The organism is Nonomuraea sp. NPDC049624, assembly GCF_040675255.1.
In the GTDB taxonomy this organism is placed as follows: Bacteria; Actinomycetota; Actinomycetes; order Streptosporangiales; family Streptosporangiaceae; genus Nonomuraea.
On record NZ_JBFAOR010000005.1, the window covers coordinates 160,168 to 185,947 of the forward strand.

Here is a 25,780-nt window from a genome sequence, read left to right on the forward strand (position 1 = left end):
GCGGCCGGACGCCTTCAGTGAGCGGTCCAGCCTCCGTCGACCGGCAGCACGGCGCCGGTGAGGTAGGAGGCCGCCGGACCGGCCAGCAGGACCGCCGCGCCGACGAGCTCGCCCGGGTCGGCCCAGCGCCTCATCGGGACCTGGTGGTCGAGGAACTCCCGCACGTGCGGGTCGTCGTCGACGCCTTCGTTCAGCGGGGTGCGGAAGGGGCCGGGGGCCAGGGCGTTGACGCAGATGCCGGTGCCGGCGAGCTCGACGGCGAGGCTGCGGGTGAGCTGGACGACCGCGCCCTTGCTGGCCGCGTAGCCCGCCCGGCCCGCGGCGCCGACGAGGCCGAGAGCGCTGGCCAGGGTGACGATGCGGCCGTACCCGGCTTCTCGCATCACCGGCACGGCGGCCTGGCAGGCGAGGAAGGTGCCGACGACGTTGACGTCGAGGCAGCGGCGCAGCGTGGCGGCGTCGAGGGCCGCCAGTTCGCCGCGGGCCTGGATCCCGGCGCTGGTCACCAGCACGTCGAGGCGGCCGTGCGCGGCGACGACGTCCCGCACGAGGGCGTGGACCGCCTCTTCGTCGGTGACGTCGCAGGCCATGCCCGAGGCGGCGACGCCGGTCGCGGCGGTGATCTCGGCCGCCGCCTCCCGGCACGCCGACAGCCGCCGGCCGGCCGGCACCACCGTGCAGCCGGCGGCCGCCAGACCGTGCGCGATGGCCCGGCCGAGCCCCGCCGAGCCGCCCGTGACGACCGCCACCTGCCCGGCCAGGGGCGCCTCCGGTCCGGCGGACCCCGCATTCACGGGCCGGCCGATCGTGTCTTCCTGGGACGTCATGGAGCTCCCCTTCGCCAGTGTTCCACCTACGGAACAGTAACGTGTCCGCAGCCGTCCAGGATGGCGCGGACCAATGCCTGGACGGCGCCCCTGTCGACGTCCGGCGCGGTGACCAGCGTGAACAGGGCGCCCTCGTAGAGCGCGATGAGCGTGGGGATCCGCTCGCGGGGGACGGGGTGGCCGAGTCGGTCGTGCTGCCCGGCGGTGACCAGCGCCGCCGCGCCGGACAGGCCCGCGAGGGCCGCGGCGAGCACCGGACGGCGCACGGCCTCCAGCTGGAGCTCGAAGATCGCCAGGTAGCGGTTGCGCAGCGTGGTCGCCGCCGTGAACAGCGACTCGGTCAGCAGGTCGGCCAGTGTCGCGGGCTGCCCGGGGGCCAGGTCGGTGGCCCGGCCGGTGTCGGCCAGGTGCAGCTCGACGATGCGCTCCGCGGCGGCCACCAGCAGCGCCTCCCGGTTGCGGAAGTCGTTGGAGGCCGTGCCCGGCGGCAGGTCCGCCTCCTTCTCCACCGCGCGGTGGGTCAGCCCGTGCACGCCGGACGACGCCAGCAACGCGATGTTCGGCCTGTATCCCGTCGGCGGGGACCTGCTGTACTGGTTCACCGACTCGGCCCTGCACGGCGAGCCGCCGGACGCGGAGGAGGCACGCCGGCGGATGTCGTCCCTGATGGCCGACTGGCATCCCCTCGTCGCCACACTGATCGAGGCCGCCCCGCCCGCCGACATCTACGTCGACCCGATCACCCGCCTGGCCGCGCCCCTTCCCTCGTACGCGGCCGGCAGGGTCGCGCTCCTGGGCGACGCCGCGCACGCCATGCCCCCCGACCTGGGCCAGGGCTCCAGCCAGGCCTTCGAGGACGCCGCCGCGCTGACCCGCCACCTGACCGGCGCACAGCCCGCGGACGCCGCCCGGCGGCTCCTGGCCTACGACGCCGAACGCAGGCCCAGCGCCAACCGCATGATGCGGGCGGCGTCCCGGCAGTCGTGGCTGACAACCCAGACCGGCCTGGCCGCGGTGCTGCGCGACGCCCTGCTGCGCGCGGTGCCGTCCGCGCTGGCCACGCGGCAGCTCGCCGCCCTGTGGCGGGTGCAGAGCCGTGCCGTCCCGCCGTCGTAGGCGGTGCCGCGTCCCCGGGCTCGGGAGCGTGGCGGGCCGCGCGGGGGAGCGGGCGGTCACGCCAGCCTGGCCACGGCCGCCACCACGGCCGCGCTCCCGTCCTCCGCCCGGATCCGCTCCGACAGCTCAGCGGCCCGCCGCCGGTACGAGGGCTCGTCCACGGCGGCACGCAGGGCGTCGGCGAGCCGTTCCGGGGTCAGCCGGCGGAACGGGACGGCGGCCGGGCCCGCCCCGAGCGCGGCGAGCCGGGACGCCCACAACGGCTGATCGTTCAGCGCGGGCAGGCCGACGGCGGGCACGCCCGCGCGCAGCCCGGCCGCCGTGGTCCCGCTGCCGCAGTGGTGGGCGACGGCGGCCATGCGCGGGAACAGCCAGTCGTGCGGCACGTCCCCGACGCCGAGCGCGTCGTCGTCCAGCGCCCCGGGCACGCCCGTCTGCAGCACGCCGCGCAGCCCGGCCCGCCGCAGGGCGCGAAGGGCCAGGTCGGTGTAGTGCTCGGCGCGCGGGCCCGCCTGGCTGCCGAGGCCGACGAACACCGGAGCAGGGCCCGCGGCCAGGAAGTCGCTCAGCAGGGGGTCGGGCCGCCATCCGGCCGGACGCGCCGGCCACCAGTAGCCCGTCACCTCCAGCCCGTCCCGCCAGTCGGCGGGCCGGGGCAGCAGCGCCGGGCTGAACCCGTGCAGGACCGGCCAGCGCGCGCCCTCCCGCCGCCGGTACGCCTCCCGCGAGCTGATCGGCGGCAGCCCGAGCCGGGCCCGTAACTCCTTGGCCGACCCGGCGTTCGCGGGCGAGGGCACGGCGAAGGCCAGCCGGGCCGCCGTCCGGTTGCCCCACCGGCCGAGCGAGCGGCGCAGGACGCTCATGACCGGCGGGAAGTCCCCCGTCGGCGCCACCGGCTGCAGGTGCACGCCCATGCTCGGCACGCCCATCGCCTCGGCGACGTGCTGCCCGGCGGAGGCGGCCACGTTCAGCAGCAGGACGTCGGCGCCCGCCGCCGCGGCCCGCACGATACCGTCGCAGACCTGCCCGGCGTACTCGGCGAACATGGCGAGCTTCGCGGGCAGCGGGACCCGCGCGCCGCCCTTGCCCGCGGGCAGCAGGGGCAGCGGGTCGCCCGGGATGTCGCGATGTTCCAGTCCGGCGCCGGTCACCAGGGCGGCGTGCGGCCGGTGGCAGGCGATCGCCACCTCGTGCCCGGCGTCCCGCAGTCGCACGCCCAGCCCCGTGTACGGGGCCACGTCGCCCCGCGTGCCCACGCCGACGATCAGTACGCGCATGACGCCCTCCTCGCCCGCCGTTTATCATGCACTCGCATGGTAAACGGCGGGCACGCGCTTCACAATGCGACCGCATGACAAAAACTGGGAACCGATGCCGAAGATCGTCGACCACGAGACCCGCCGGCGGCACATCGCCGACGCCGTGCACCGCGTCATCGACGCCAAGGGCATGCACAGCGTCAGCCTGCGCGAGGTCGCGGCCGAGGCGGGCATGTCCATGGGCGCGGTGCAGCACTACTTCGCCACCAAGGACGAGATGCTCACGCTGGCCCTGCAGCATCTCAACACCCGGATCGCCACCCGCGTCGCCGCCGCCCCGCACGACGGCACCCCCTTCGGCCTCCTGCGCGTGGCGCTCCTGGAACTGCTGCCCCTGGACGAGGAGCGCCGGTTCGAGGCGCGCGTCGGGCTGGCCTTCCTCGCCCGCTCCGTGGTGAGCGAGCCGCTGGCCGCGTTGCTGCGCGCGGGCCTGCCGATCGTCCTCGACTTCTACGCCGGTCAGCTCAGGGCGGCCCAGGCGGCCGGGCAGGTGGCCGCCGACGTCGACGCGGCCAGGGAGGCCGACATGTTGTTCGCCCTCGCCCAGGGCCTGGTGAACCCCGTCCTCATCGGCCACTACACCGCCGAGGACGCCGAGGCGATCGTCGACCGGCAGCTCGGACGGCTGTTTGGGCGGCGTTAGCCGGACCGGCCGCAAAACGTCCGGAAATCGACGGACGGAATGTCTCCATCGCCCGGTTCCCCCGGTGTGGCGATAACGCCAATTCGGACTATGTCCTCAGTTCGCGGCTCAACCGCCGGCGCCCATCAGCGGGCGCCGGCCCACCGCTGATCTCCCACGCCGTCCTGCGGCGTCATAGCGCCGCCATGACCCGGCAAAGATCTTCATCGCTACCTGAACGGCGAACCGGGACAAATAGCCGGGCTTTGCGACACCCGAAAATTCGCAATCTTTGTGGGACGCCATCCCGTCCGCACGGCCGTACCCGTGAACGCTCCAAGTAAGTTGGTCGCTGCCCGCGAATCGGGGCGATTATCAGAATGGAGGCCAAAGATGAGCGAATTTTCGCGATAAGTAAGACAGCCATATCCACCCCCTGTTCGTGGATATCACGCTCTGAAATGATCGCCGTTGTTTTTCCGCAGTGGAGCAGATATGGTCACACCCCTTCGGGAAGAGGAACCCTTCCCGCACTCCGCGTCAACGGGCATGCTGCTGCCGCAGCGAGGCGCTGCACGCCACGCCCCAGGCCGGCGGCGTCCGGTGACATGCTGGACCATCTGCTCCCTGGCCGACGCGAGCGTCGACGCCGCCGCGCTGGCCGCGCCCGTGCTCGACGCCGGGTACGGCGCGCTGCTCGCCGGCCTGGCGGCGGGGCTGCTCGTCCTGCTGAACCTGGCGGGCGGCACGTACCGGATCCGGCTGTCGCCGTCCGTCATGGACGGATGGATGTGGCGCGGCGGATGCGCCGCCGCCATCGCCGGCGCGCTGACCGTCGCCGCCCTCGACCACCGCACGACGCTGGCCGCCTGGACGGGCGAGTCGGCTCGGATCGTCGCCGTCTACCTCGGGCTGACCCTGGTGGGGCGCGGGCTGGTCTGCGCGGTGCTGCGCCAGGCCCGCCGCCGCGGCGCACGCGTGCCCACGCTGGTCGTCGGGTCCGGCGCGCACGCCAGGAACCTCGCGCTGACCCTGCTCCGGCACACCGAGTACGGCCTGCTGCCCGTCGGCGGCGCCTGCGACGTGCTGGGCCAGGCCCCGTACGCGCCGATCGTGGACGATCCGGAGACCCTGCTCACCATGGCCCGCCGGCACCTCGCCCGCGTGGTGGTCCTGGCCCCGCCGCCGGGCGGCGAGGAGCAGACCCACCGGCTCGCGCAACAGGCCCGGCAGGCGGGGTACCCGGTGTACCTGGCGCCGCAACCCGGCGGCGTGCTGGTCGACTTCGTCCCCGCCGGCGAGCACGTCCGGGGGTTCCCGATGTTGCGCATGCGGCCGTTGCCGCAGCGGCGCGCGTCCTGGCCGCTCAAGCGCGCCCTGGACGTCGTGCTGGCGGCGGCCGGGCTGATCGTCAGCGCTCCGGTGCTGGCCGCCTGCATGCTGCTGCTGCGCGGGCAGGGAGGGCCCGGGGTGCTGTTCCGCCAGGTCCGGGTGGGGATGGCCGGGACGCCCATCGAGATCATCAAGCTCCGGACGTTCGCCCCGCTGCGTGCCGGCGAGTCCGACACCCGCTGGAGCATCGACGACGACCCCCGCCTGACCCGCGCGGCCCGGCTGCTGCGCTCCTGCTCGGTGGACGAGCTGCCACAGCTGTGGAACGTGCTGCGCGGCGACATGAGCCTGGTCGGCCCCCGCCCCGAACGGCCGCACTTCGTGGAGCTGTTCTCCCGCGGCGACCACCACTACGGGCGCCGCCACCGGCTGCCCGTCGGCCTCACCGGCTGGGCCCAGACCCACGGCCTGCGCGGCGACACCTCGATCGAGGACCGGGCGCGGCTGGACAACCACTACATCGACACCTGGTCCCTGCGCCGCGACATCAAGATCATGATCCGGACGGTCGGTTGCCTGCTGTGGCCGGGACGATCGTGATCAGGGCGCTCCCGCCGTCCCTGTGCCGCCTGGCGGCCCGTCCCAGCGTGTGGGCCGCGCTGACCGTGATCGCGGTGTGCGTGCCCGCCGGACCGCACGCCGCCGACGTCGTCCAGCCGCAGGTCGCCGACCTGATGTCGCTGGGGTTGCTGGCGTCCGTCGCGGTGGGCCTGGCGCGCGGCGGCGCGCGTCCTGGCCGGTGGGCCCTGCTCGCCGCGCCCGCGGTGCTCGCGGCGACGGCGGCCGCCCTGGCGGCGCCCGACCTCCTGACGGCGCTGCCCGGCCTGGCCCGGTACCTCCAGGTGTTCGTCCTGGTCCCCGTGGCCGTGACGGTGGCGGTGCGGCAGCGGTCCGACCTGCTGCTGGTGGGCGGAGCCGTCGCGGCCGTGTCGATCGTCCAGGCCGGGCTCGGCTGCTGGCAGGCGCTCACGGGCAGCGGCGCCTCCTACGCGGGCCTGCCGATCCGCGCGGTCGGCACGTTCGGCGCCGGCGAGGTCATGGCGCTGGCCGGCGTGGTCAGCTTCGGGCTGATCATCGCCGTGGCGGCCGCGCTCACCGGCGGCCCGGCCCGGCGCGCCGCCGCCCTGGTCGCGGCGGCGGCGCTGTGCCCGCCGCTGGTCATGTCGCTCAGCCGCGGCACCTGGCTCGCGGTGGCCTGCGCCGTCGCGGTGATGCTCGTGCTGCGCGGCGCGCGGCTCGCCGCGCGGGCCGCCGTCGCCGCCGGGGCCGCCGCCGTGCTGCTGACGTTCCTGGTCGGGCCCACCGGCGGCGTCATCGCCGAGCGCGTCACCTCCATCACCTCCTCGGTGGACCAGCCCGACCGGTCGGTGGCGGACCGGTACCAGCTCTGGCAGGCGGCGGCCGGCATGTGGCGGGACCACCCGGTGACCGGCGTCGGCCCCAAGGGGTTCGCTGCCTGGCGGGACACCTACGCGCCGCTGGCCCTGTCCTCCGGCAGCGACGTCGAGGACCCGGCCGGCGGGTACCGCCGCGAGCCGCTGCTGTCCCCGCACAACATGTACCTGCTCGTGCTCAGCGAGCAGGGACTGCTCGGCCTGGCGGCGTTCGCGCTGCTCATGGGCGGGGCCCTGGTGCGCACCCTGACCCGGCCCGGCCGCCGCGGCCCGGCGGGGCTGGCCGCCGCGGGCTTCGTGACGTGGCTGGCGGTGGACTTCGCCTACGCCGACATCGGCGGCGCGACGAGCCTGGTCATGTCGGTCATGCTGGGCCTGGCGACGGGATGGACCGGCACCGCCGCGCTCCCGTCGCGGCGGCCCGCGTGCTGAGCCGGGGCGCGGCCGACCTGCGCGCCGCGGCCCTCACCACGATGCTCGTCGGCGCCGGCTCGGCGCTCGGCTACGTACGCGACCTGCTGATGGCCGCGCTGTTCGGCGCCAACGCCGACACCGACGCGTTCCTGGTCGCCTGGACCGTGCCCGAGACCGCGGCGCCGCTGCTCATCGAAGGGGCGATGGCCCTGTGGCTGGTCCCGCTGTTCAGCACGGCCGCCGGGGCGCGGCAGCGGGCGGCGCTGGTGGAGCGGACGTTGCCCGCCCTGGCCGCCGCGCTGGCCGCCGTCGCCGTCTGCGCCGCGGCCGGGGCGCCCTGGCTGGTGGCGGCGCTGGCCCCCGGCCTGCCCCAGGGCGGGCTGGCCGTCCAGTGCTGGCGGATCTGCTGCGGCTGCATCCTGCCGTTCGCACTGGCGGGGTACGCCAGCGCGGCCCTGCGGGCCCACCACGTCTTCGGCCCGCCCGCGGCCACCGGCCTCGCCTACAACCTGGCGCTCGTCGGCTGCCTGGCGATCTGGCACGACTCGCTCGGCGTGCGGGCCGCCGCGTGGGGCGTGGCCGCAGGCGCCGTCCTCATGGTGGCCACGCAGGCGCCGGCGTACCTGCGGCGGGTCGGCATGCCCCGGCGGCTGCCGCGGCGCCTGGTGCTGCCGGTCGCCGCGCTGCTGCCCATCATCGCCTTCACGCTGCTGCGGCAGGGCCAGGTGCTGGTCGAGCGGGTGCTCGCCGCCGACCTGCCCGCGGGCGCGATCTCCCATCTCAACTACGCCCAGAAGATCGCCCAGGTGCCGATGGTGGTCTCGCTGATGCTGGCCACCGTCACCTATCCGCACCTGGCCCGCAGCATCGCCGCGGGCGACACCCGCCGGGCCTGGCGGCTGCTGGTCCGCGACCTGGCGACGGCGGCGGCCGTCACGGTCACCGCCGCCGCGCTGCTGGTCGCCTTCGCACCCGCGATCGTGGACGTGCTGCTGCGCCGCGGCGCCTTCGACGCCGCCGCCGCCACCGCCACCGAGCACGTCCTGCGGCTCTACACGATCGGCCTGCTGGGCCACACCGTCGTGGGCGTGGTCTGCCGGGCCTACTTCTGCGCCGGAGGGTGGCGCGGCCTGTGGTACCCGGCCCTGGCGATGGCCGCCGGGCTGGCCCTGACCGCGGCGCTGGCCGCGGCGCTCGTCCCCGGCATGGCGCAGGGCGGCATCGCGCTGGCCAACGCCGCCGGGATCACCGTGACCGCCGCCCTCATGCTGGCCGGTCTCCAACGCCTCGGCCTGTCGCCGCTGCGGGGGGCCGTCACGACCGTCAGGGAAGGAGAGCGCGTATGAGCACGCGCACCGGCGCGCTGCCGCTCATCTGGATGTACCACTCCGTCGCCGACCGCGGCGAGGACCCCTTCGACATCGTCGTCACCCCCGAGCGCTTCGCCACCCACATACGCTGGCTCGCCCGGCGCGGGCTGCGCGGCGTGTCGGTGCGCGAACTGCTGAACCATCCCGGCGACCGGCGCGGCCTCGTCGGGCTCACCTTCGACGACGGCTACGCCGACTTCGCCACCGACGTCGTCCCGGTGCTGGCCGGCTACGGCTTCACCGCGACCGTGTACGTCGTCGCCGGCCGGATCGGCGGCCACAACGCCTGGGACCGCGGCGTCAGCCCCCGCCCCCTGATGGACGCCGGCACGCTGCGCCGGGTGGCCGCCGCCGGCATGGAGGTCGGCTCCCACACCCGCAGCCACCCCCACCTGCCGGCCGCTGGCCCCGGCGAGCTGGCCGACGAGCTCACCACCAGCAAACTCATGCTCCAGGACGTGCTCGGCGCCCCCGTCACCGGCTTCGCCTACCCCTACGGCGAGCTGACCGCCCGCGAGGTCGCCGCCGTCCGGCAGGCCGGCTACGAGCACGCCTGCGCCGTCCGCCCCGGCCGGCTCGCCGGGACGCACGCCCTGCCCCGCCGCTACGTCGGCGACCGCGACACCGCCGCCCGGCTGCTCGCCAAGACCGCCTGCCACCGGCTGCGCTGGGGGCGGCCCCGATGAAGGTCCTGCACGTCATCACGGGGCTCGCCGCCGGCGGGGCCGAGCAGCAGCTGCGTACGCTGCTGCCGCACATGGACTGCGCCAGCGAGGTCGCCGTCCTGACCCGGCCCGGCGCCCTGGCCGACGCCATCCGCGCCGCCGGGACCCCCGTGCGCGCGGTCGGCATGGGCGGCAACCGCGACCTGCGGGCGCTGCCCCGGCTCACCGCCCTCATGCGCGCCGGCCGCTACCAGGTCGTGCACGCGCACCTGTACCGCGCCTGCGTCTACGCGCCGCTCGCCGCCCGGCTGGCCGCCGTGCCGGTCGTCGTCAGCACCGAGCACTCTGCGGGGGCCCGGCACATCGAGGGACGGCCGGTCACGGCGTCCGTCCGCACGCTGTACCGGGCCAGCACCCGGCTGACGCAGGCCGTCGTCGCCGTCTCGCCCACCGTGGCCGACCGGCTGCACGGCTGGGGCCTGCCGCCCTCCCGCGTCGTCACCATCCCCAACGGCGTGGACCTGGTCGCCTTCCGCCACGATCCGCGGGCCGGGAGCCAGGCCCGGCGGAGCCTGGGCATCCCGCCGGAGTCGTTCGTCGTCGGCGGGGTCGGCCGCCTGGTGGCGGGCAAGAACTTCCACCTGCTCGTCGAGGCGCTGCCGCGGCTGGACGGCGCGGTGCTGCTGCTCGTCGGCGCCGGCCCGGAACAACCCCGGCTGCGCTCGCTGGCCGAGCGGCTCGGCGTCGGGCGGCGCGTCGTCCTCGCCGGGGAGAGCGTGCAGGTGCCCGCCCTGCTGTCGGCCATGGACGTGCTGGCCGCCCCCTCGCAGGAGGAGACGTTCGGCCTGGCCGTCGTCGAGGCGCTCGCCGCCGGGCTGCCCGTCCTGTACGGCGCCTGCCCGGCGATCGACGACCTGCCTCCCGGGACGGTCCCCGGCGCCCGCCGGGTGCCGCCCCACCGGCTGGCCGCCGAGCTGGCCGCGCTCCTCGCCGGGCCTCGCACCCGCCTGCCGCCGCCCCCGGCCCTCGACCGCTACGACGTGCGCCGGCAAGCCCGGCGCCTGCACGACCTCTACGACCGCCTGCTCGCCAGGCGCCATCAGGAAAGGCTGTCATGACTCACCCGGTCCAGCGCGCCGCCGGCGCGCTCCGCACCTGGTCCCTGCTCGCGCTCCCGCTGATCGGCATGGGGGCGGGGCTGGCGTACTCGCTGACCCAGGAGCCCGTCTACACCGCCGACGCCTACGCGGTCGTCAGCTCGGTACGGCAGGGCGTGCCCAGCCAGGAAGCCGACTTCGCGCAGGCCTACGCCAGGGTGACCGTCCACCCCGGCCTGCTCGCCGGGACCGGCGACGCCTACCTGGCCGACGGCGAGCTGCTGCGGACCACCCTGCAGGCGTCGGCCTCGCCCGACGCGCCGCTGATCCGGCTGGCCGCCCTCGCCGCCACCCCGGACGAGGCCGCCCGGCGGGCCAACAGCGCCACGGCCGCGCTCACCGCCTACGCCAACCGGCACAGCGCCGACACCGGCGTCCGGCTGTCCAGCTTCGCCCCCGCCGTGCCGCCCGCCACGCCCAGCTCGCCCCGGCCCCTGCTCGCCACCGCCGTCAGCACGGCCGGCGGTCTGCTGCTGGCCGCCCTGGTCTGGCTGGCGGCCCCCGCCGGGCGACGGCGGGACGACCGGCAGGTCCCGCCCGCGCGCCGGCCGGCCGAGACGGCGTCGGCATGACCACCGCGACCCGCCAGGCCCCGGACCTGGCCACCGAGGTCGTGACCGGCACGGGACACCTGCGCGCCCTGGCGGGGGAGTGGGCCGGCCTGCACGACCGCTCCCCGGCGGCGACGCCGTTCCAGTCGCACGCCTGGCTGTCGTCCTGGTGGGAGAGCTACGGCGACGACCCGGCCCTGAACGTGGTCCTGCTGCGCCGGCGGGGACGGCTGGTGGCCGCGGCCCCCGTCATGACCGTCCGCCGCGCGGGGCTGCGCGTCCTGCGGCCGCTCGGCGACGACCAGTCCGACTACACGGACGTGCTGATCGAGGACGGCGACCCCGACCTGCCGGCGGCGCTCGGCCGGGCCTTGTCCGAACTGCCCGGATGGGACGTGCTGGACCTGCCGGAGGTACGCCCGGGGGCCGACGCCGAGCGGCTCGCGGCGGCCTGGCCGGGCCGCTCCTGGCGGTTTCCCGCCTCGACCTGCGTCGAACTGCCCGGCGTCCCCCTCCACGAGCTGCTCGCCGGCCTGCCCGGCCGGAACGGCACCAAGCTGCGCCGCGAGCTGCGCCGCGTGGACGACGCCCCGATCCAGGTCCGGGACGTGCCGGCCGGCGAGGCCGAGCACGCCGTCGCGCGCCTGCTCGACCTGCACGCCCTCCAGTGGCAGGGCCGCGGCGTCAACGTCGAGCACACCAGGCCGCGCTTCCACGCCCACCTGGCCCGCGCCACCCGGCGGCTGCTGGCCGACCGGCAGGCGAAGCTGACCGAATACCACCTGGACGGCCGGGTCGTCGCGGTGGACCTGCTGATCGTGGGCAAGGACTTCGTCGGCGGCTACCTCTACGGCACCCATCCCCACCTGCGCGGCCAGATGGACGTCGTGACCATGCTGCTGCGCACCGACCTCGGGCTCGCGCACCGGCTGGGCCGGCCGACGATGTCGCTGCTGCGCGGAGCCGAGTCCCACAAGACCAAGTGGGGCGGCCGGCAGGCGGTCAGCAACCGGCTCCTGCTGGCCAGGACGCCGGCCGCGACGCTCTACGCCCTCGCCGCCCGCGCCCGGGTGGGCGGCCGGGCGCTCCGCGGCCGCTGGCCGGCGCTCGACCGGGCCCTGCGCAGGCCGCGATGACGACCTTCATCCCGCACGCCCCGCGCGTGCTGCACGTCACCCAGCCCACCGAGGGCGGCGTCGCGGCCTACGTCGAGAGCGCCTGCGCCGACCAGCGCCGGCGGGGCTGGACGGTCGCCGTCGCCGCGCCGCCGCGCGGGCCGCTCGGCGAACGGCTGGCCGCCCTCGGGCTGCCGCATCTGGCCTGGCCCGCCGTACGGGCGCCGCATCCGGCCGATCTGGCCGCCGCCGCAGTCCTGGGCCGGATCGTGCGCCGGTTCCGTCCCGACGTGGTGCATCTGCACTCCTCCAAGGCCGGGCTGGTCGGCCGGGTGGTGTTGCGTGGCCGCGTGCCGACGCTGTTCCAGCCGCACGGCTGGTCCTGGCTGGCCGGCCGGGGCACGCTGGCCGCCGCGGCCGCCTCCTGGGAACGCGCCGCGACCCGGTGGACGGATCTGATGCTCTGCGTCGGCGAGGGCGAGCACCGGCAGGCCGGGGACTCGGGCGTGCGCGGCCCGCTGGCCGTCGTCCGCAACGGCGTGGACCTGGCCCGCTTCCGTCCGGCCACGCCGGACGAGCGCGCCGCCGCCCGCCGGGGGCTCGGCCTGTCCCCGCACGGGTCGTTGGTCGTGTGCGTCGGCCGGATCACCCGGCAGAAGGGCCAGGACCTGCTGGTGGAGTCCTGGCGGCAGGTCGCGGCCCGGGTGCCGGACGCCTGCCTGGCACTCGTCGGCGACGGGGACGACTTCGCCCGCCTGCGCCGGGACGCGCCGCCCGGCGTCCTCATGCCGGGGGCCAGCGCCGATCCGCGGCCCTGGTACGCCGCCGCCGACCTGGTCGTGCTGCCCTCCCGCTGGGAAGGGCTGCCGCTGACCGTGCTGGAGGCCATGGCCTGCGGGCGGTCCGTGGTGGCGGCCGCCGTCCCCGGTCTCACGGAGGTGGTCACCCCGGCCACCGGAGCGCTCGTCGAGCCGCAGGACCCGCGGGCGCTGGCCGCGGCGATCGTGGCCCGGCTGACCGACCCGGCCGTGCGGCGCGCGGAGGAACGGGCGGCGCCGCCGCGGGCTGCGGAGTTCGACCTCGGCGTCACCCTCGACCGGCTGGCGGCGCACACGCTGCGCCTGGCCCGGCCGGGTCAGGCCGCGGGCGGTGCCGCCGTGGGCGCGTCGGTGACGGCCGGGCGCGGCTGAGGCGCCGGCGACCCGCTCCCGCCCGGCGCGGACCCGCTCGGCGCGGACCCGCTCGGCGCGGAGGGGGCTGGGGACGTCGGGGCGGGCGGGGTGGTCGGCGGCGCCGACGGGCCGGGCCGGAAGCCGGGGTCGCGCATGAGCTGCCGGAACACCCGCGACGACCGCGGGTTGGCCGGGCACTGCCAGACGCCGTGCGGGCAGTAGTCCACGATCGAGTGGTAGGCCACGTCGTGCCGGGCGATCCAGTCGAGCATGTCGCGCACGAACTCCGGCCGGTCCCCGTACCGGAACAGCCCCCACTCGGGGAAGGAGATCGGCTTGCGGTGCGCGGCGGCGAAGTCGGCCTGCGCCGCCAGCCCGAACGGCTGGTCGACGTAGTCGGCGAACCGGTCGCCGGGGCCCTGGTCGTAGCTGTCCATGCCGATGATGTCGACCACGTCGTCGCCGGGGTAGCAGTCGGTCCAGCCGATGGCGTCCGGGCCCCGGTTGGGGCTGAAGTCGAAGCGGAAACGTTGTCCGGGCACCGCCCGCATCACGGCGACGATCCGCCGCCAGTACGCCTGCCACGCCTGCGGATCGGCCGAGCAGCGGCTGGAGTAGGTCAGGCCGTTCATCTCCCAGCCCGGGACGATCACCGTGTCCGGCGCGCGTCCGGCCACCAGCGTCCGGGCCAGCCGGTCGAAGTACGGGTCGAACGCGCCGTCCGCGCCGGCGTTCAGCAGCACCGCCACCGCCTCGTCCGGCAGGCCGCCCTCGTTCGGCATGACCATCGGCACGTTGAGCACCAGCATGCGTCCCGGCTTGGCCGCCCGCCACCGCATCCACGGCTGCAGGACGAAGTCCGGCCCGCCCAGCGCGTTCCACGCCTCGCCCGGCACGTACGTCCGCCCCACCCGGACCTCCGCCCCCAGCCAGGACTCGAACGAGCCCAGCAGGTGCGGCCCGCGCCAGTCGGAGGCGAGGAACACCCCGAACGGCACGGCCGACAGGTCGGCGCGGGCGGCGGACGGCTCCTTGACGCGCTTCGTGCTCAACGCCGGCGGGACCACCGCGGCGACCACGGCCAGCAGCGCGCAGACCCATGCCATCCTCACGGTCATCGCCCGCCCCCTCCCTTACAGGGTGTATCAGCTCCCGTACCCCGAGACGGAACGATGGTGATCAAGCCACTGCAAAGTGATCGCCGCGGATGCCGGGGCCGCACGTCGCCGGCGGGCCGTTATTCATTGGAGGGCGGCGGCCGGCGACGGGTAGGGTGCCGATCATGGCGCTCCCGCTCGCTCTGAGCGCCGCCCCCTGACCCACCCTCAGTGAGGACTTCGCGCGCATGACGCCGCCTGCTCTCTAGACCTGACACCTTCCTGCGCATCGGTCGCCGACGGACGCCGTCGGCTCTGTTTCCCGTGCTCTTCGTCAGGTCTTCAGAGAGATCATGTCTTCACATCCTCATATCGTGCTGCCCTGGGTGGTGCGGCGCACCCGCCTGCCCCTGCTCGTCCTGCGGTGCGTGGCCTGTCCGTCCGGGCGGGCCACCGTCGGTGACGGCCGGTTCCGCGTCAACGCCAACGGCAAGCTGCTCGACGTCTGGCTCCTGGTCAACTGCGTGGCCTGTGACCGGACGGGCAAGCTCACCGTGCACGACCGGGTTCCGGTGCGCTCGCTGGACGCCGGCCTGCTGGCCGGGTACTCGGGCAACTCGCCGTCCCTCGTGGCGCGGGCCCTGCTCGACCCGGCGACCGCCCGCCGGAACCGGTACACGTTCGACTGGGACGGGTGCTGGGAGCTCGACGCGCCGCCCGTTCCGGAGAGTCCGTGGCCCGTCCGGATCACGGTCGCCTTCGACGATCCCGTCCCGCTGCGCCCCGAACGGCTGATCAGCCTCGGGCTGGGCGCCGGCCGGGACGAGGTCGCCCGTCGCATCAAGATCGACATCCCACCGAATCGGAGGACGAGACAGGACTTCTCCTTTCTGCTGATGTAGGTCGAGGCCGCCGGCCCGGCGGGCGGTCGTCCGCCCGCCGGGAGCGGGACAGCAGGTGCCCGGCGAGGGCCGCGGCCAGGCCCGCCAGCCCGGCGGCCGCGAAGCCGCCGCCCGGCAGCGCGGCGTCGATCGCCAGCCCCGCGATCGGCGAGCCGAGCGCGAAGCCCGCGCTCGCCGCCGACGCCTGCAGGCCCGTGGCCTCGCCCCGCACGCCCGCCGGGGCCAGCCGGCTCACCGCGTCGGCCACCGTGGACAGGGTCGGCGCGGTGAGCAGCCCGGCGCCGACGACGGCCAGGCACAACCAGCGCCAGTCGTGGGCCAGCCCGGCGGGGATCGTCAGCAGCCCGAGCAGGCCGAGCAGCAGCCACGTCGGCATCGGACGGCGCGACGTGCCGTAGACCAGCCCGCCGGCGACGGAGGTCACGCCGAACACGGCCACGACCACGGCGGCCCAGGACACCTGGCCGGCCTCCTTGAGCGTGGCCACGATGGCCAGGTCGATGCCGCTGAGCAGGGCCGTGGCGCCGAACCCCATCGCCAGCACGGCGACCATCCGGCGGTCCAGCCACTCCCGGCGCGCCGGACGGACGGGCGAACCGGTCGCCACCTCGCCCTCGGCCCGCAGCGGCGGATCGAGCAGGGCGATCCCGATGCCGCCGGCCACGATGACCGCCCCGAGCCCCCACGCCACGGCCTGGGGGGACAGCTCCGCCGCGCAGAGGATCACCAGCGCCGGCCCCACCAGGTACGCCAACTCGCCCTGCACCGACTCCAGCGCGAACGCGGCCCGCCGCTGCCCCGGCGTCGTCATCGCGGCGATCGCCTGCCGGGTCACCGCCTGGACCGGCACCATCAGCAGCCCCGCCGCGAAGGAGGCGCCCAGCAGCACCGCGTACGGCAGGACGGGCACGCTCGCCCAGAACACCGCCTGCGACGCGACGGTGATCGTGAGCACGGCGCGCAGCCCCCGCCGGTCCGTCACGCGGCCCAGCAGCGGCCCGCCCAGCGCCACCCCGGCGGTCAGGGCCGCCGCGACGCCGCCCGCTGCCACGTAGCCCAGGTCCAGGCGCAGCACCACGTACATGGTCAGCGCGGTCACGTCGGCGGTGATCGCGGCACGGGCGAGCAGCGAGACGCCCAGCAGCGCCGCCATCCCCCGCACGGCGAGAACCTGTCGGTATCCGGTCACCCGGGCGACGCTAGGTCACCGCGAAAGCCATAGGAAGACGTTGTTTCGTTGGACCCGGCATAATGGCTGCTTATGGCCAAGGACCTGGAGACGGCGTTGCTGCGGTCGTTCGTCACGGCCGTGCGGGCGGGCAGCATCAGCCGCGCCGCGACCGCGCTCGGGCACACCCAGCCCGCGCTCAGCCAGCAGTTGCGCAAGCTGGAGAGCGCGGTCGGCCGCCCGCTGCTCCACCGGTCGCCGTCCGGCGTGTCCCTGACGAGGGCGGGGGAGGAGCTGCTGCCCTACGCCGAGCGCATCCTGTCGCTCTCCGCGCAGGCGCTCACCGCGACCGGGCGCGCGCTCACCGGCCGCTGCGGGGTCGGGCTGCTGGAGGACCTGGCCGCGGCGCAGCTGCCGCAGGCGCTCGCCGACCTGGCCCGGCTGCACCCCGGCGCGACGCTGGAGGTGCTGAGCCTCTCCGGCGTCACGATCCGGGAGGCCTACCACGCGGGCCGCGTGCAACTCGTGCTCGACGAGGCGACCGACCTTCCCGCGCCGCCGCGCTGGACCGTGCGGCGTCCGCTGGTGTGGGCGGTCGGCCAGGGCGTCGATCCGGCCGCCGACCCGCTGCCGGTGGTGCTGTTCACCGGGACGTGCGCGTGGCGTACCTCGGTGGTGGAGACGCTCGACCGCACCGGCCGCAGATGGCGGCCGGTGTTCGAGAGCAACAGCCTGGCCGGCGTGCTCGCGGCGCTGCGGGCCGGGCTCGGGGTCGCCGCGCTCATGCCCGGCAACCTCGAACCCGACATGGCCTGTCACGACCCGGGCGCCCTGCCCGCCCTGCCCGACGTCGAGCTCGGCCTGGCCCGGCATCCGGCGAGCGAGGGCGATGCGCTGATCGACGCCGTGGAGACCGCGCTGCGACGCATGATCTGAGCGCCGCCGGCCTCAGAACATCAGGGCGATCTTGCCGCTCAGCCGGCCGCGCCGGAAGTGCTCGTGGGCCGCCCGTACGTCCCGCAGGCCGTACTGGGCCTCGACCCGGGCCCTGACCTGGCCCGCGTCGACGGCCTTGGCCAGCTCGGCGAGGCCGGGGCCGTCCTCGCGCACCTGGTTGACGGCGGTGCGGACCGATCGACGGGACAGGTCGGGCACCGGCCCGGCCTGGGTGGCGACGGAGGCGTAGCGGCCTCCGTCGGCCACGGCCTCGACGGCGAAGGCCCCGAAGGTGTCGAAGACGGCGTCGTAGGCCCCCGCCGGCAGGTCGGCGGGGTCGGTCGTGACCCGTTCGGCCCCCAGGTCCGTGGCCGCCTCCGTCTGCGCCGGTCTGGAGACCAGGGCGTCCACCCGGACGCCGCGCGCCCGCGCCAGCTGGACGGCCAGCCCGCCCACCGCGCCGGCCGCGCCCGCCACCAGCAACCGCTCGCCCGCCCGGACGTCCAGCCAGTCGAGCGTCTGCAGGGCGGTGAGCCCCGGCAACGGCAGCGTCGCCGCCTCCACCAGGCTGACCGCTGACGGCGCCACGGCCAGCGAGCCGACCGGCATGGCCACGAGGTCGGCCCACGTCCCCCGGCCCGTGCCGAGCTGGTGGGACATGCCGAAGACCCGCTCACCCACGGGCAAGGCCTCGTCCCGGCTGTCCACGACGACACCCGCCAATTCCCATCCCAGGGTCGTCGGCAGGGGAGGGCTGCCCGCTCCGATGGCCCCTTCACGGGTCTTGTCGTCAACCGGGTTCAAGGCGGAGGCGACGACCCGCACCAGCACCTCGCCGTCCCGGGCCCGGGGCGGCGGCGCCTCGGCGACCGTCAGGACGTCCGGGCCGCCGAAGCGGGTGATCCGCACAGCACGCATGTTCAACTCCTCGATATTCGGGACAACAGGGATGGCCGGGGTCACCGGTCGAGCAGCCCCAGGGCCGGCAGCGCCGCGGCCAGCCGCGGGTCGGCCTGGGCGGCTTCCTCCAGGGCGGTCCTCAGCGTCGCCTCGTAGGTGACGTTCGCCTCGGTGTAGCGGGCCCGGCCCGCGTCGGTGATGACGGTGTAGACCCCGCGCTTGTCGTCCGGGCACAGGTCCCGGTACGTGAGGTCCGCCGTGTTCAGCCGGGTCACCAGGCGGGTCACGGAGCTCTGGTTGAGCCCGATCCGGTCGGCCAGCTCCTGCATGCGCAGCTCACCGGCGTCCGAGGTGGCGAGATGGCCGAGCGCCCGGTACTCCGACAGGCCGATGCCGTGCCGCCGCTGGAGGGCGGTGGCCAGGGCGTTCTCCACCCGGGCGTGCAGCAGCAGGACGTCGTTCCAGGAGCTGGACACCGCGGAGGGCGTGGGGGCCGGGTGCGGAGTCGGTGTCGTCGGAGCCATGGAAGCCTCCTCCTTCTCTGAGGACCCGGTCTCTGGGACGCGGGATTGACAAAAGCATACATGCACATGCAAGCTTCTCTCTGTCGGTCAACCGCTTGCACGTACATGCAAATAAAGAAGGGTCCTGAGATGGCCTGGATCTACCTGCTCATCGCCGCCGTCTTCGAAGTCGTCTTCGCCCTGGCCACCAACGCCACCGAAGGCTTCACCCAGCTGTGGCCGTCCCTGCTGACCGCCGCCGCCGCGGCCGGCGGGATCTTCTTCCTGAGCCTGGCGCTGAAGACCCTGGACGTCGGCGTCGGCTACACCGTCTGGACAGGCATCGGCTCGGTCGGCACCGTGCTGCTCGGTTCGGTGATCTTCGGGGAGGAGCTGACCGTCTGGAAGGGGCTGGCCTTCGTCCTGATCATCGGCGGCGTGCTGGGGCTCAAGCTCGCCGACCGCCTGTCCGCCAAGCCCACGGCCGAGCCTGCCGCCGGCCCCGCCTCGGGGTCCGCCACCGGGTCCGCCGCCACCAAGCCTGCCGCAGTCTGACCACCCGCCCACCACTGCCCAAGGAACGTCATCATGGCCTGGATCTATCTCTCCATCGCGATCGTCTTCGAGATCGGCTTCGCGCTCGGCACCAACGCCACCCAGGGCTTCACCCGGCTGTGGCCCTCCGTCTTCACCCTGCTGTCGGCCGCCGGCGGCATCTTCACCCTGAGCCTGGCCCTGAAGTCCCTGGACGTCGGCGTCGGCTACACCATCTGGACCGGCATCGGCTCGATCGGCACGGTCGTCCTCGGCGCGCTGATCTACAAGGAGAAGATCACGCCGGCCAAGCTCGCCTCGTTCGCGGCGATCATCGGCGGCGTGGTGCTCCTCAAGATCGCCGCAGGCGTCTGACCGGTGGCGCGGGCGGCGCCGGCGGCGCGGGTGGCGTCGGCGGCATCGGCGAGGCGGTCGGGGCGGGCGGGCCCTGGCCGCGGAGCCGGTCCATCTGCCGCCACTCGGGCCGCAGTCCCGTCAGGCTCGTGGTGAGGGCGTAGACCGCCCCGCCGGCGAGCAGCACCGGCGTCAGCCCCGCGACCGCCACCAGCGCCCCGCCCGCCAGCCCGCCGAGCGGGATGCCGGCCCAGGCAAGGGAGTCCTTCAGCGCGTTCACCCGGCCCAGCAGGCTCCGGGGCACCCGCTCGTAGGAGATCGCTCCGAGGATCGGGTTGAGGAACCCGCCGGCGAACCCGCCCACCGCGAACACCGCCACCATGGCCCACACCGGCGCGTCCACCGCCAGGACGAGGAACCGGGTCGGCCCGGCCAGCAGGAACGCCACGAAGAAGACGGGCCTGCGCCGCATCCGGTGCGCCACGGCGGCCGCGACCAGGCTGCCGCCGACCGCCGTCAATCCCATCACGCTGCTGTTCAGTCCGACCACGGCGGCGCCGTGGCCGGACTCCCTGGCCCACACGAACACCAGCACCTGGCCGAAGGCCGCGTCGAGCAGGTTCGTGATGCCGACCATGACGACCACGGACAGCAGCAGCGGCTCGCCACGCAGGAACGTGAACCCCTCGCCGAAGCGCCGCCAGTACCCCTGCTGCGTCTCCTCCGCCGGAGCGCGGTGCCCCATGCCGCGTGGCAGCGCCCACGTCACGATCACCGAGCCGAGCGCGAAGCAGATGACGCTGATGCCGAGGCCGGGCAGCGGTCCGAGCAGCGCCACCACCGCCCCGCCCGCCGCGGGCCCCACCGTCTGGGCCAGCCGCTCGGTCACGCCCATCAGCCCGGTGGCCCGCTCCAGCGGCACCCGCCCGCGCTCGGCCGCCTCGGGGATCATGATCTCCTTGGCCAGATCGCCCGGACCGCGGGCCGCGCCGACCACCGCGACGAGGGCGATCAGCGCCCCCAGCGGCAGCAGGTCGAGCGCGTGCAGGAGGACAACGGTTCCGGCCGCCGCGGCGCTCACCACGTCCCCGATCCAGGAGATCCGGCGCGGCCCCACCCGGTCGGCCAGCGGCCCGGCCAGCGCCTTGACCAGCACGTACGGGGCCATCTCGGCGAACGCCACCATCCCGGTCCGCGCCGGGCTCCCGGTCGTCGTCAGGACGAACCAGGGCAACGCGATGGCCGACACGCGCGTCGCGGTCAGCGACACCGCCATGGCCGCGAGCAGGCCGGCCATCGGGCGTAACGACGCGCCCGACCCCATCACGCACCCTCGGGCGACTCTGGCGACTCGGGCAGTCCGGTCGACTCGGCCGCTTCGGATGGTTCGCTCGCTTCTGGTTGTTCGCTCGCTTTGAGCGGTTCGGTCGCTTCGGGTAGGTCGGGTAGGAGCTGGGTGATCAGGGAGACCCGGGCGGCCCCTTCGGGGGCCGGCTGGCCGGGCGTGTCGCGGCGGTAGCGGTCGATGACCTCCGTCAGCTCCTCACGCAGCCGAAGCCCCTCCTGCGGGGTGATCCGCAGCGTGACGGAGCTGAGGTCGAGCACCCGCCGCCACTCCGCCGGCATGGTCGGCAGCTCGTTCAGCGCCCGCTGGGTTCGCAGACCGTACAGGGCGGCGATGGACTGCATGTAGGCCAGCACCGCCTCGGGCTCCCGCTCCGACAGCTCGTCGTCGCTGAGCCGGGTGACGTGGTGGACCGAGCGCCACCAGCGTTCGCGGGCGTTGCCGCGCTCGGCGTCCTCCGCCACGAATCCGGCGGCGCCGAGCCTGCGCAGGTGGTAGCTGGCGGTGCCCGAGTTCACCCCGAGGCGTTCTGCCAGGCGGGTGGCGGTGGACGGGCCGTGTTTGCGCAGCAGGTCCACGAGTTGCACCCGTACCGGGTGGGCCAGTGCCCGCAGGCCCTTGGCGTCGAGGACGACCACGCTCTCGGAGGGTTCGGTCATGTCCGGCAGCCTAGACCGCAAACATCTCTTCGCAAAGACTTGTTCGCGAAGAGATGTTTGCAATTGGCGGAGGTGACGTCAGAGCGCTTCGAGTCGCCGAGCCGCGCGGGGTTCCCTCGGACGAGACCTCGGCCCGCATCGCCGCATCCGAGGCCGGCCAGCGGCGGGACCGTCATTGGCCGGCCCAGGTGAACGGCTCGGATGTCAGTGAAGCGCTTCATCATGGCTCTCATGACTGATGAGCGATACTCCCGTCTCGCCGCCGAGCATCTGCCCGCCGACCTCGCCGAGCGGTGGACCGCGCTGCTGCGTCCGTGCGTACGTCTGCGCCGGGCCGCGGACGGCGAGCAGGCCGTCGCCACCCTCGGCGGGGAGCCGGAACTGCCGACCGGGGCCGTCTGGCCCGAGTGGCCGGGGCACGGCCCGCTGTCCTTCGTCGCATCGGTGCGGTGCTCGGCGCTCCCGCACGCCGGGCTGCCCGCGGCCTTCCCGCAGGACGGGACGTTGCTGTTCTTCTACTGCGACGGCCACGACGACATGGACGACGGCGGCTCGTCCGGCTCCCTCGACGCCCCGGAGACATGGGGCGGGGCCCAGGTGTTGTACGTCCCGGAAGGCACGCCGGTTCTCCGGGCGGAAACACCCCCGGAGCTGGAACCGTACCCGTACGTGCAACTGGCCGCAGGCGTCGAGGAGAGCGCCCCCGACCTGTGGCTGCCTCAGGCCCGGGAAGCCCTGCTCGGCGACGGCAGGCACTGGCCCGGGCCTCGCGAGACCCCGGCCCCGCTGCGGCCGTTCGTCCAGGCCTTCCGGCGGCTGCGCACCCGCATCGACCACCAGATCGGCGGCCACGCCGTACCCGTGCAGGGTCCGGTGGAGTACGAGGTGGCGAGCGCGGCGCTCGGCGGCGTTCACTCCTGGGGCACCCCCGCCCTGGACCGGGAAGCCGAGCGCTGGATCCTGCTTGCCCAGTTCGACAGCGACAGCGACGCGAAGATGACGTGGGGTGACACCGGCGCCCTCTACTGGCTGATCCGCCCCGAACACCTGGCCGCCCACCGCTTCGACCAAGCCCGTCTCACCATGCAGTGCTAGGGCGCGGGGGGGCTGAATCCGACGTCAGCGGGGTTCTCCCAGGTCAGTGAACCCTTGCCGTTGGGGGGCTTCCGAGCGTCATCCGCCACCTCAAGCGCCCTGCCCGACGACCCCGCGAACCTGCTGGCCGAGCACGCCGAGCGGCTGGATCGCGCCTACCGGGTGGTGCGAGCCGGGCCGGCCGTCAATACCTCCGTCACTTGGGATGGCACCTCGTCATGCCGCGAGGGCGGCCACCACCTTGTCCGCGAGCCGTTGCAGGCGGGCCGGGTCGGCGGGGGCCTGGCGGACGGTGGTGGTCCAGTAGAGGGGGCCCGCCAGCAGGTCGAGGCCGAGTTCGAAGTCAGTGTCGGGCGCGAGTTCTCCGCGTTCCACGGCCCGCCGCAGGACGCTGACCCCCTTCTCGCGTCGAGCTCCACCGACCCTGTCGCGCAGGGCGTCGGCGATGTTGGGATGGTGGACAGCTGCAGCGAACAGGTCGGGCAGAATTCGAGACACCAGTGGATGCCGGAGCGCCGCGTCGACTGCGGTCAGGAAGGCCAGGACGTCGCCGCGCAGACTTCCGGTGTCGGGGGTGTCGGTTGCGGCGATGGAGACTTGGGCGATCAGGTCGATGGTCACGGCTTCCTTGGACGGCCAGCGCCGGTAGATGGCGGCCTTGCCCGAGCCGGCCCGCCGGGCCACGGCCTCCAGCGACAACCTTCCGTAGCCGACCTCGGCGAGCTCTTCCAGGAAGGCGGTGCGGATCGCGTCGGTGACGGCATCCTGAAGCACGGGCCCGCCGGGCGGGCGAGCTGCTGGCGATCGACTCATGCCACCAAGCCTACCCGAGACGGAACGGTTGCGTCTCGGGTAGCGCCGGGACTATGGTGCGACGTATCGAGACGGTCCCGTTCCGTCTCGATTAGTGATGGGAGCCCGCCGTGAAGTTCCTCAACGACGCCTTCTTCAACGGCGAGCCCGCCCGCCTGCACCCGCCCCCCAAGGGGTCCAGCACCCTCATCACCCACCCCGAGGTCAGGGGAATCGGCGAGCACTGCGCCTACGGCGGTCGCTCCACTTACTCCCGAGAGGCGGGCTCCCTTCACCGATGCGATCTTCGCGATCGCGATGACGCTGCCGGCGGTGGAACTGGAGCACCCGGACGAGGAGCAACGGGGGTCCGGGCCCGCGCTGTGGGACTTCCTGGTCGACCAGCGGCACTCCTGTCGGCGTTCGTCCTGCCATGGTCGGTTTGGCGCCGTCACCACGAGCTGAAGGACATCGTCCGCCGGCTGGTCGCCTTCCTGCCGTCCCCTCCACACTCGCCCGCTCACTTCCGAAGCCGGGGCAACCCGTGAACCTCAGCGGAGAACCTGGGCTGGACCTGATCAATGCCCGAGCACGACGACTACCGAAATGAGCAACCAGATGACCAACGTCATCGGCCGGATCGACCAGGCCGTCCACATGACCGCGACCATCGTCAAGGGCATCACCGACGAGCAGCTCACCGCCCCCACACCCTGCCCGGGATGGGACGTGCGTACCGAGCTCAACCACCTGGTCGGCGGCATGCGCATCTTCGCCGCCGAGCTCACCGGCACCGGCCCCGGCGGCGAGCACGAGGATGACTGGCTGGGCGCCGACCCGCAGGACGCCTTTCTCGGAGCCGCCAGGCTCGACCTCGCGGCCTGGCACCGCGAGAGTGCCCTGAAGACGACCGTGCGGCTGGGATTCGGGGAAGTGCCCGGGCCGATGGCCGCACTCATCCATCTGACCGAGGTCCTGGTGCACGGCGTCGACCTGGCGATCGCCACCGACCAGGAAACGCTGGTGGACCAGCAGGCCTGCGACGACTTGCTCGCCACCATGCGCGGCATGGACTTCGATGCCTTCCGCCGTCCCGGAATGTTCGGCCCCGAACTTCACCAGCCCGCAGGCGCACCCGCCCACCGGCGGCTGCTGGCCTTCCTCGGCCGCGACCTCGCCCCGCATCGGCCCACGTGACGTGCAGGCGGCCGTGACCAGAACTCTGGCCAGGTGAGACGTGGCCAGCTCGACCGGTGCAACATCTGGCTCCACCTTCGACTGTGACCGGCGCGGCAGGGGCAAACCGCTGCTGGTCGGTGAAGCTCCGCCCGGATCACGAGCGGCGGTTTTCTTCAGCCTCTGCGGCTGCTCATGTGGCGATCATCGAGAAGACGGCCAGGTCATGAGCCGCGCACCCGTCCCGCTCAGCGACCCGCACGGTGCCCTCCCGCTGGTATCCGGCCTTCTCGGCAACCCGTAGGGAAGCGGCGTTGTCGATGCGGGAGCGCAGCTGAACACGCCGTATCCCACCGTTGACGAGCGCCCACCGTCCAACCGCGCGCGGCCTCGGTCGCGTAGCCGCGACCTCGCTGACCAGTGTGAATTCCGTAACCGATCTCGGTACGGCCGGCCTCCCAGTCCGTGTCGCGCAATCCGACACTGCCGACGATCTCGCCGGTGGCCTGCTCCACGATCGCCAGGTGCACGCCCTCGCCGTCCAGCCGTCGCCGGTGCACGGTGTCGGTCAGCCACTCATGCACGTCGGCGACCATCTGTGGAGAGCCGGGGGGCAGGGCGTCGGGGGTGCCGGCTGCTGAGCACAGACCGCACGAACCTTGAGTTCGCCGTGAACATCTAAGTGCACATGATGAAGACCTTCGCCCTGGGCCTGGTGGCTGCGGCAGTCACGGGAGCGCTGCTGACCCACCCCGCCCAGGCGTCCGCCAAGCTGTACACCAACCCCTGCCAGGGCGTCAGTCACTGCACGGCCGAGAAGACCGACGGGGAGGAGTGGATGGTCATGACGCCGGAGAAGAACTGGAAGAAGGCCGTCTACCGCTTCCACCATCTCACCAAGCAGGCCCGCTCGGTCTGCGGCAGCGGCAGCGGCACTGGTTCCGGCGGGAAGCTGCACATCGCGATGATCCTCACGGCCCCCGGCAGCTCCAAGACCAAGACCGTCGAGATCGAGGCTTCGGGACGCACCCCCCGAAAAGACTGCTTCTAACCGCTCAGAGCGCCGGGGGTTAGCGCTGGGGTGTGCCCGATTCCAGGCCCGGACAGAGTTCCGGGCCTCTGAGGGGTTGGGACTACCTGGCGGTTGGAGCCACGCTCGGGAAGAAGCCGCCAACACGACGGAACGGCCGTGGTGCCGTGACCCC

27 protein-coding genes and 1 pseudogene are annotated in these 25,780 nt (G+C 74.3%); 17 read left to right on the plus strand and 11 right to left on the minus strand.

The window, feature by feature from the left end:
* Window positions 1-14: 14 nt before the first annotated feature.
* Together AB0J76_RS21560 and AB0J76_RS21565 are read right to left on the minus strand one after the other, a co-directional pair.
* Window positions 15-827: an SDR family oxidoreductase gene (locus AB0J76_RS21560; protein ID WP_352328364.1), complete on the minus strand. Its 813-nt coding sequence runs from the start codon at window positions 825-827 to the stop codon at window positions 15-17.
* Window positions 828-853: 26 nt separating this feature from the next.
* Window positions 854-1,336, minus strand: a complete 483-nt coding sequence (locus AB0J76_RS21565; RefSeq protein WP_352328363.1) for a TetR/AcrR family transcriptional regulator — start codon at window positions 1,334-1,336, stop codon at window positions 854-856.
* Here AB0J76_RS21565 and AB0J76_RS21570 point away from each other — a divergent pair.
* The gene (locus tag AB0J76_RS21570) at window positions 1,305-1,943 is read left to right on the plus strand and encodes an FAD-dependent monooxygenase (protein ID WP_352328362.1); all 639 of its coding nucleotides are present in this window, start codon (window positions 1,305-1,307) and stop codon (window positions 1,941-1,943) included. The two genes, AB0J76_RS21565 and AB0J76_RS21570, sit on opposite strands and share 32 nt — an antisense overlap.
* Window positions 1,944-1,999: 56 nt before the next feature.
* Here the strand turns inward: AB0J76_RS21570 and AB0J76_RS21575 are convergent, their stop codons facing one another.
* Window positions 2,000-3,220: a glycosyltransferase gene (locus tag AB0J76_RS21575; protein ID WP_352328361.1), complete on the minus strand. Its 1,221-nt coding sequence runs from the start codon at window positions 3,218-3,220 to the stop codon at window positions 2,000-2,002.
* Between the two features lie 94 nt (window positions 3,221-3,314).
* Between AB0J76_RS21575 and AB0J76_RS21580 the strand changes: the two genes are divergently transcribed.
* The 9 genes from AB0J76_RS21580 to AB0J76_RS21620 all read left to right on the plus strand — a co-directional run bounded on the left by AB0J76_RS21580 (window position 3,315) and on the right by AB0J76_RS21620 (window position 13,132).
* Entirely contained in the window at window positions 3,315-3,905 is a 591-nt protein-coding gene (locus AB0J76_RS21580) for a TetR/AcrR family transcriptional regulator (RefSeq protein ID WP_352328360.1), read from the plus strand.
* Window positions 3,906-4,487: 582 nt separating this feature from the next.
* A complete protein-coding gene (locus tag AB0J76_RS21585) occupies window positions 4,488-5,816 on the plus strand; it encodes an exopolysaccharide biosynthesis polyprenyl glycosylphosphotransferase (RefSeq protein ID WP_352327029.1) in 1,329 nt (442 codons plus the stop codon).
* On the plus strand, window positions 5,798-7,102 hold the full coding sequence (locus AB0J76_RS21590; RefSeq protein WP_364390233.1) for an O-antigen ligase family protein: 1,305 nt from the start codon (window positions 5,798-5,800) through the stop codon (window positions 7,100-7,102). Before AB0J76_RS21585 ends, AB0J76_RS21590 begins: the two co-directional genes overlap by 19 nt.
* Window positions 7,057-8,430: a lipid II flippase MurJ gene (locus AB0J76_RS21595; RefSeq protein WP_364390235.1), complete on the plus strand. Its 1,374-nt coding sequence runs from the start codon at window positions 7,057-7,059 to the stop codon at window positions 8,428-8,430. The genes AB0J76_RS21590 and AB0J76_RS21595 overlap by 46 nt, the downstream gene beginning before the upstream one ends.
* The gene (locus AB0J76_RS21600) at window positions 8,427-9,140 is read left to right on the plus strand and encodes a polysaccharide deacetylase family protein (protein WP_352330452.1); all 714 of its coding nucleotides are present in this window, start codon (window positions 8,427-8,429) and stop codon (window positions 9,138-9,140) included. The genes AB0J76_RS21595 and AB0J76_RS21600 overlap by 4 nt, the downstream gene beginning before the upstream one ends.
* A complete protein-coding gene (locus tag AB0J76_RS21605) occupies window positions 9,137-10,237 on the plus strand; it encodes a glycosyltransferase (RefSeq protein ID WP_352330454.1) in 1,101 nt (366 codons plus the stop codon). Before AB0J76_RS21600 ends, AB0J76_RS21605 begins: the two co-directional genes overlap by 4 nt.
* A complete protein-coding gene (locus AB0J76_RS21610; RefSeq protein WP_352330456.1) occupies window positions 10,234-10,848 on the plus strand; it encodes a hypothetical protein in 615 nt (204 codons plus the stop codon). Before AB0J76_RS21605 ends, AB0J76_RS21610 begins: the two co-directional genes overlap by 4 nt.
* Window positions 10,845-11,963 (plus strand): GNAT family N-acetyltransferase, encoded by a 1,119-nt coding sequence (locus AB0J76_RS21615; RefSeq protein ID WP_364390238.1) that lies wholly within the window; start codon window positions 10,845-10,847, stop codon window positions 11,961-11,963. The genes AB0J76_RS21610 and AB0J76_RS21615 overlap by 4 nt, the downstream gene beginning before the upstream one ends.
* Window positions 11,960-13,132: a glycosyltransferase gene (locus AB0J76_RS21620; protein ID WP_364390240.1), complete on the plus strand. Its 1,173-nt coding sequence runs from the start codon at window positions 11,960-11,962 to the stop codon at window positions 13,130-13,132. The genes AB0J76_RS21615 and AB0J76_RS21620 overlap by 4 nt, the downstream gene beginning before the upstream one ends.
* Here AB0J76_RS21620 and AB0J76_RS21625 read toward each other — a convergent pair.
* Window positions 13,078-14,232, minus strand: a complete 1,155-nt coding sequence (locus tag AB0J76_RS21625; protein ID WP_352330802.1) for a glycosyl hydrolase — start codon at window positions 14,230-14,232, stop codon at window positions 13,078-13,080. The genes AB0J76_RS21620 and AB0J76_RS21625 overlap by 55 nt on opposite strands.
* Before the next feature lie 353 nt (window positions 14,233-14,585).
* On the opposite strand from AB0J76_RS21625, the gene AB0J76_RS21630 reads away from it, so the two are divergent.
* Window positions 14,586-15,113: a DUF1062 domain-containing protein gene (locus tag AB0J76_RS21630; protein WP_352330804.1), complete on the plus strand. Its 528-nt coding sequence runs from the start codon at window positions 14,586-14,588 to the stop codon at window positions 15,111-15,113.
* Here AB0J76_RS21630 and AB0J76_RS21635 read toward each other — a convergent pair.
* Window positions 15,052-16,302, minus strand: coding sequence for an MFS transporter (locus AB0J76_RS21635; RefSeq protein ID WP_364390242.1), 1,251 nt, complete (start codon window positions 16,300-16,302; stop codon window positions 15,052-15,054). The genes AB0J76_RS21630 and AB0J76_RS21635 overlap by 62 nt on opposite strands.
* A 72-nt stretch (window positions 16,303-16,374) precedes the next feature.
* On the opposite strand from AB0J76_RS21635, the gene AB0J76_RS21640 reads away from it, so the two are divergent.
* Window positions 16,375-17,217 (plus strand): LysR family transcriptional regulator, encoded by an 843-nt coding sequence (locus AB0J76_RS21640; protein ID WP_364390244.1) that lies wholly within the window; start codon window positions 16,375-16,377, stop codon window positions 17,215-17,217.
* A 12-nt stretch (window positions 17,218-17,229) separates the two neighbouring features.
* On the opposite strand, the gene AB0J76_RS21645 is transcribed toward AB0J76_RS21640, so the two are convergent.
* Entirely contained in the window at window positions 17,230-18,135 is a 906-nt protein-coding gene (locus AB0J76_RS21645) for an NADP-dependent oxidoreductase (protein ID WP_352331236.1), read from the minus strand.
* A gap of 41 nt (window positions 18,136-18,176) precedes the next feature.
* Window positions 18,177-18,641: a MarR family transcriptional regulator gene (locus AB0J76_RS21650; protein WP_352331238.1), complete on the minus strand. Its 465-nt coding sequence runs from the start codon at window positions 18,639-18,641 to the stop codon at window positions 18,177-18,179.
* Window positions 18,642-18,770: 129 nt separating this feature from the next.
* Between AB0J76_RS21650 and AB0J76_RS21655 the strand changes: the two are divergent.
* Together AB0J76_RS21655 and AB0J76_RS21660 are read left to right on the plus strand one after the other, a co-directional pair.
* Window positions 18,771-19,073 (plus strand): annotated as a pseudogene (locus AB0J76_RS21655) (multidrug efflux SMR transporter); the annotation flags it as partial.
* A gap of 135 nt (window positions 19,074-19,208) precedes the next feature.
* Window positions 19,209-19,529, plus strand: coding sequence for a multidrug efflux SMR transporter (locus tag AB0J76_RS21660; protein WP_352330784.1), 321 nt, complete (start codon window positions 19,209-19,211; stop codon window positions 19,527-19,529).
* Here AB0J76_RS21660 and AB0J76_RS21665 read toward each other — a convergent pair.
* On the minus strand, window positions 19,507-20,832 hold the full coding sequence (locus AB0J76_RS21665) for an MFS transporter (RefSeq protein ID WP_352330782.1): 1,326 nt from the start codon (window positions 20,830-20,832) through the stop codon (window positions 19,507-19,509). The two genes, AB0J76_RS21660 and AB0J76_RS21665, sit on opposite strands and share 23 nt — an antisense overlap.
* Window positions 20,832-21,512 carry a winged helix-turn-helix domain-containing protein gene (locus tag AB0J76_RS21670; RefSeq protein ID WP_352330780.1) on the minus strand — a complete coding sequence of 227 codons (681 nt, stop codon included), beginning with the start codon at window positions 21,510-21,512 and terminating at the stop codon, window positions 20,832-20,834. The genes AB0J76_RS21665 and AB0J76_RS21670 overlap by 1 nt, the downstream gene beginning before the upstream one ends.
* A 231-nt stretch (window positions 21,513-21,743) precedes the next feature.
* On the opposite strand from AB0J76_RS21670, the gene AB0J76_RS21675 reads away from it, so the two are divergent.
* On the plus strand, window positions 21,744-22,607 hold the full coding sequence (locus AB0J76_RS21675) for a YwqG family protein (RefSeq protein ID WP_364390247.1): 864 nt from the start codon (window positions 21,744-21,746) through the stop codon (window positions 22,605-22,607).
* 216 nt (window positions 22,608-22,823) lie between these two features.
* Here the strand turns inward: AB0J76_RS21675 and AB0J76_RS21680 are convergent, their stop codons facing one another.
* A complete protein-coding gene (locus tag AB0J76_RS21680; protein ID WP_352327348.1) occupies window positions 22,824-23,420 on the minus strand; it encodes a TetR/AcrR family transcriptional regulator in 597 nt (198 codons plus the stop codon).
* A 597-nt stretch (window positions 23,421-24,017) separates the two neighbouring features.
* Here AB0J76_RS21680 and AB0J76_RS21685 point away from each other — a divergent pair.
* Window positions 24,018-24,596: a TIGR03086 family metal-binding protein gene (locus AB0J76_RS21685; RefSeq protein ID WP_352327347.1), complete on the plus strand. Its 579-nt coding sequence runs from the start codon at window positions 24,018-24,020 to the stop codon at window positions 24,594-24,596.
* A gap of 227 nt (window positions 24,597-24,823) precedes the next feature.
* Here the strand turns inward: AB0J76_RS21685 and AB0J76_RS21690 are convergent, their stop codons facing one another.
* Entirely contained in the window at window positions 24,824-25,171 is a 348-nt protein-coding gene (locus AB0J76_RS21690; RefSeq protein WP_352327346.1) for a GNAT family N-acetyltransferase, read from the minus strand.
* Window positions 25,172-25,263: 92 nt separating this feature from the next.
* Between AB0J76_RS21690 and AB0J76_RS21695 the strand changes: the two genes are divergently transcribed.
* Window positions 25,264-25,626 carry a hypothetical protein gene (locus AB0J76_RS21695; RefSeq protein WP_352327345.1) on the plus strand — a complete coding sequence of 121 codons (363 nt, stop codon included), beginning with the start codon at window positions 25,264-25,266 and terminating at the stop codon, window positions 25,624-25,626.
* The last annotated feature ends 154 nt before the right edge of the window (window positions 25,627-25,780 follow it).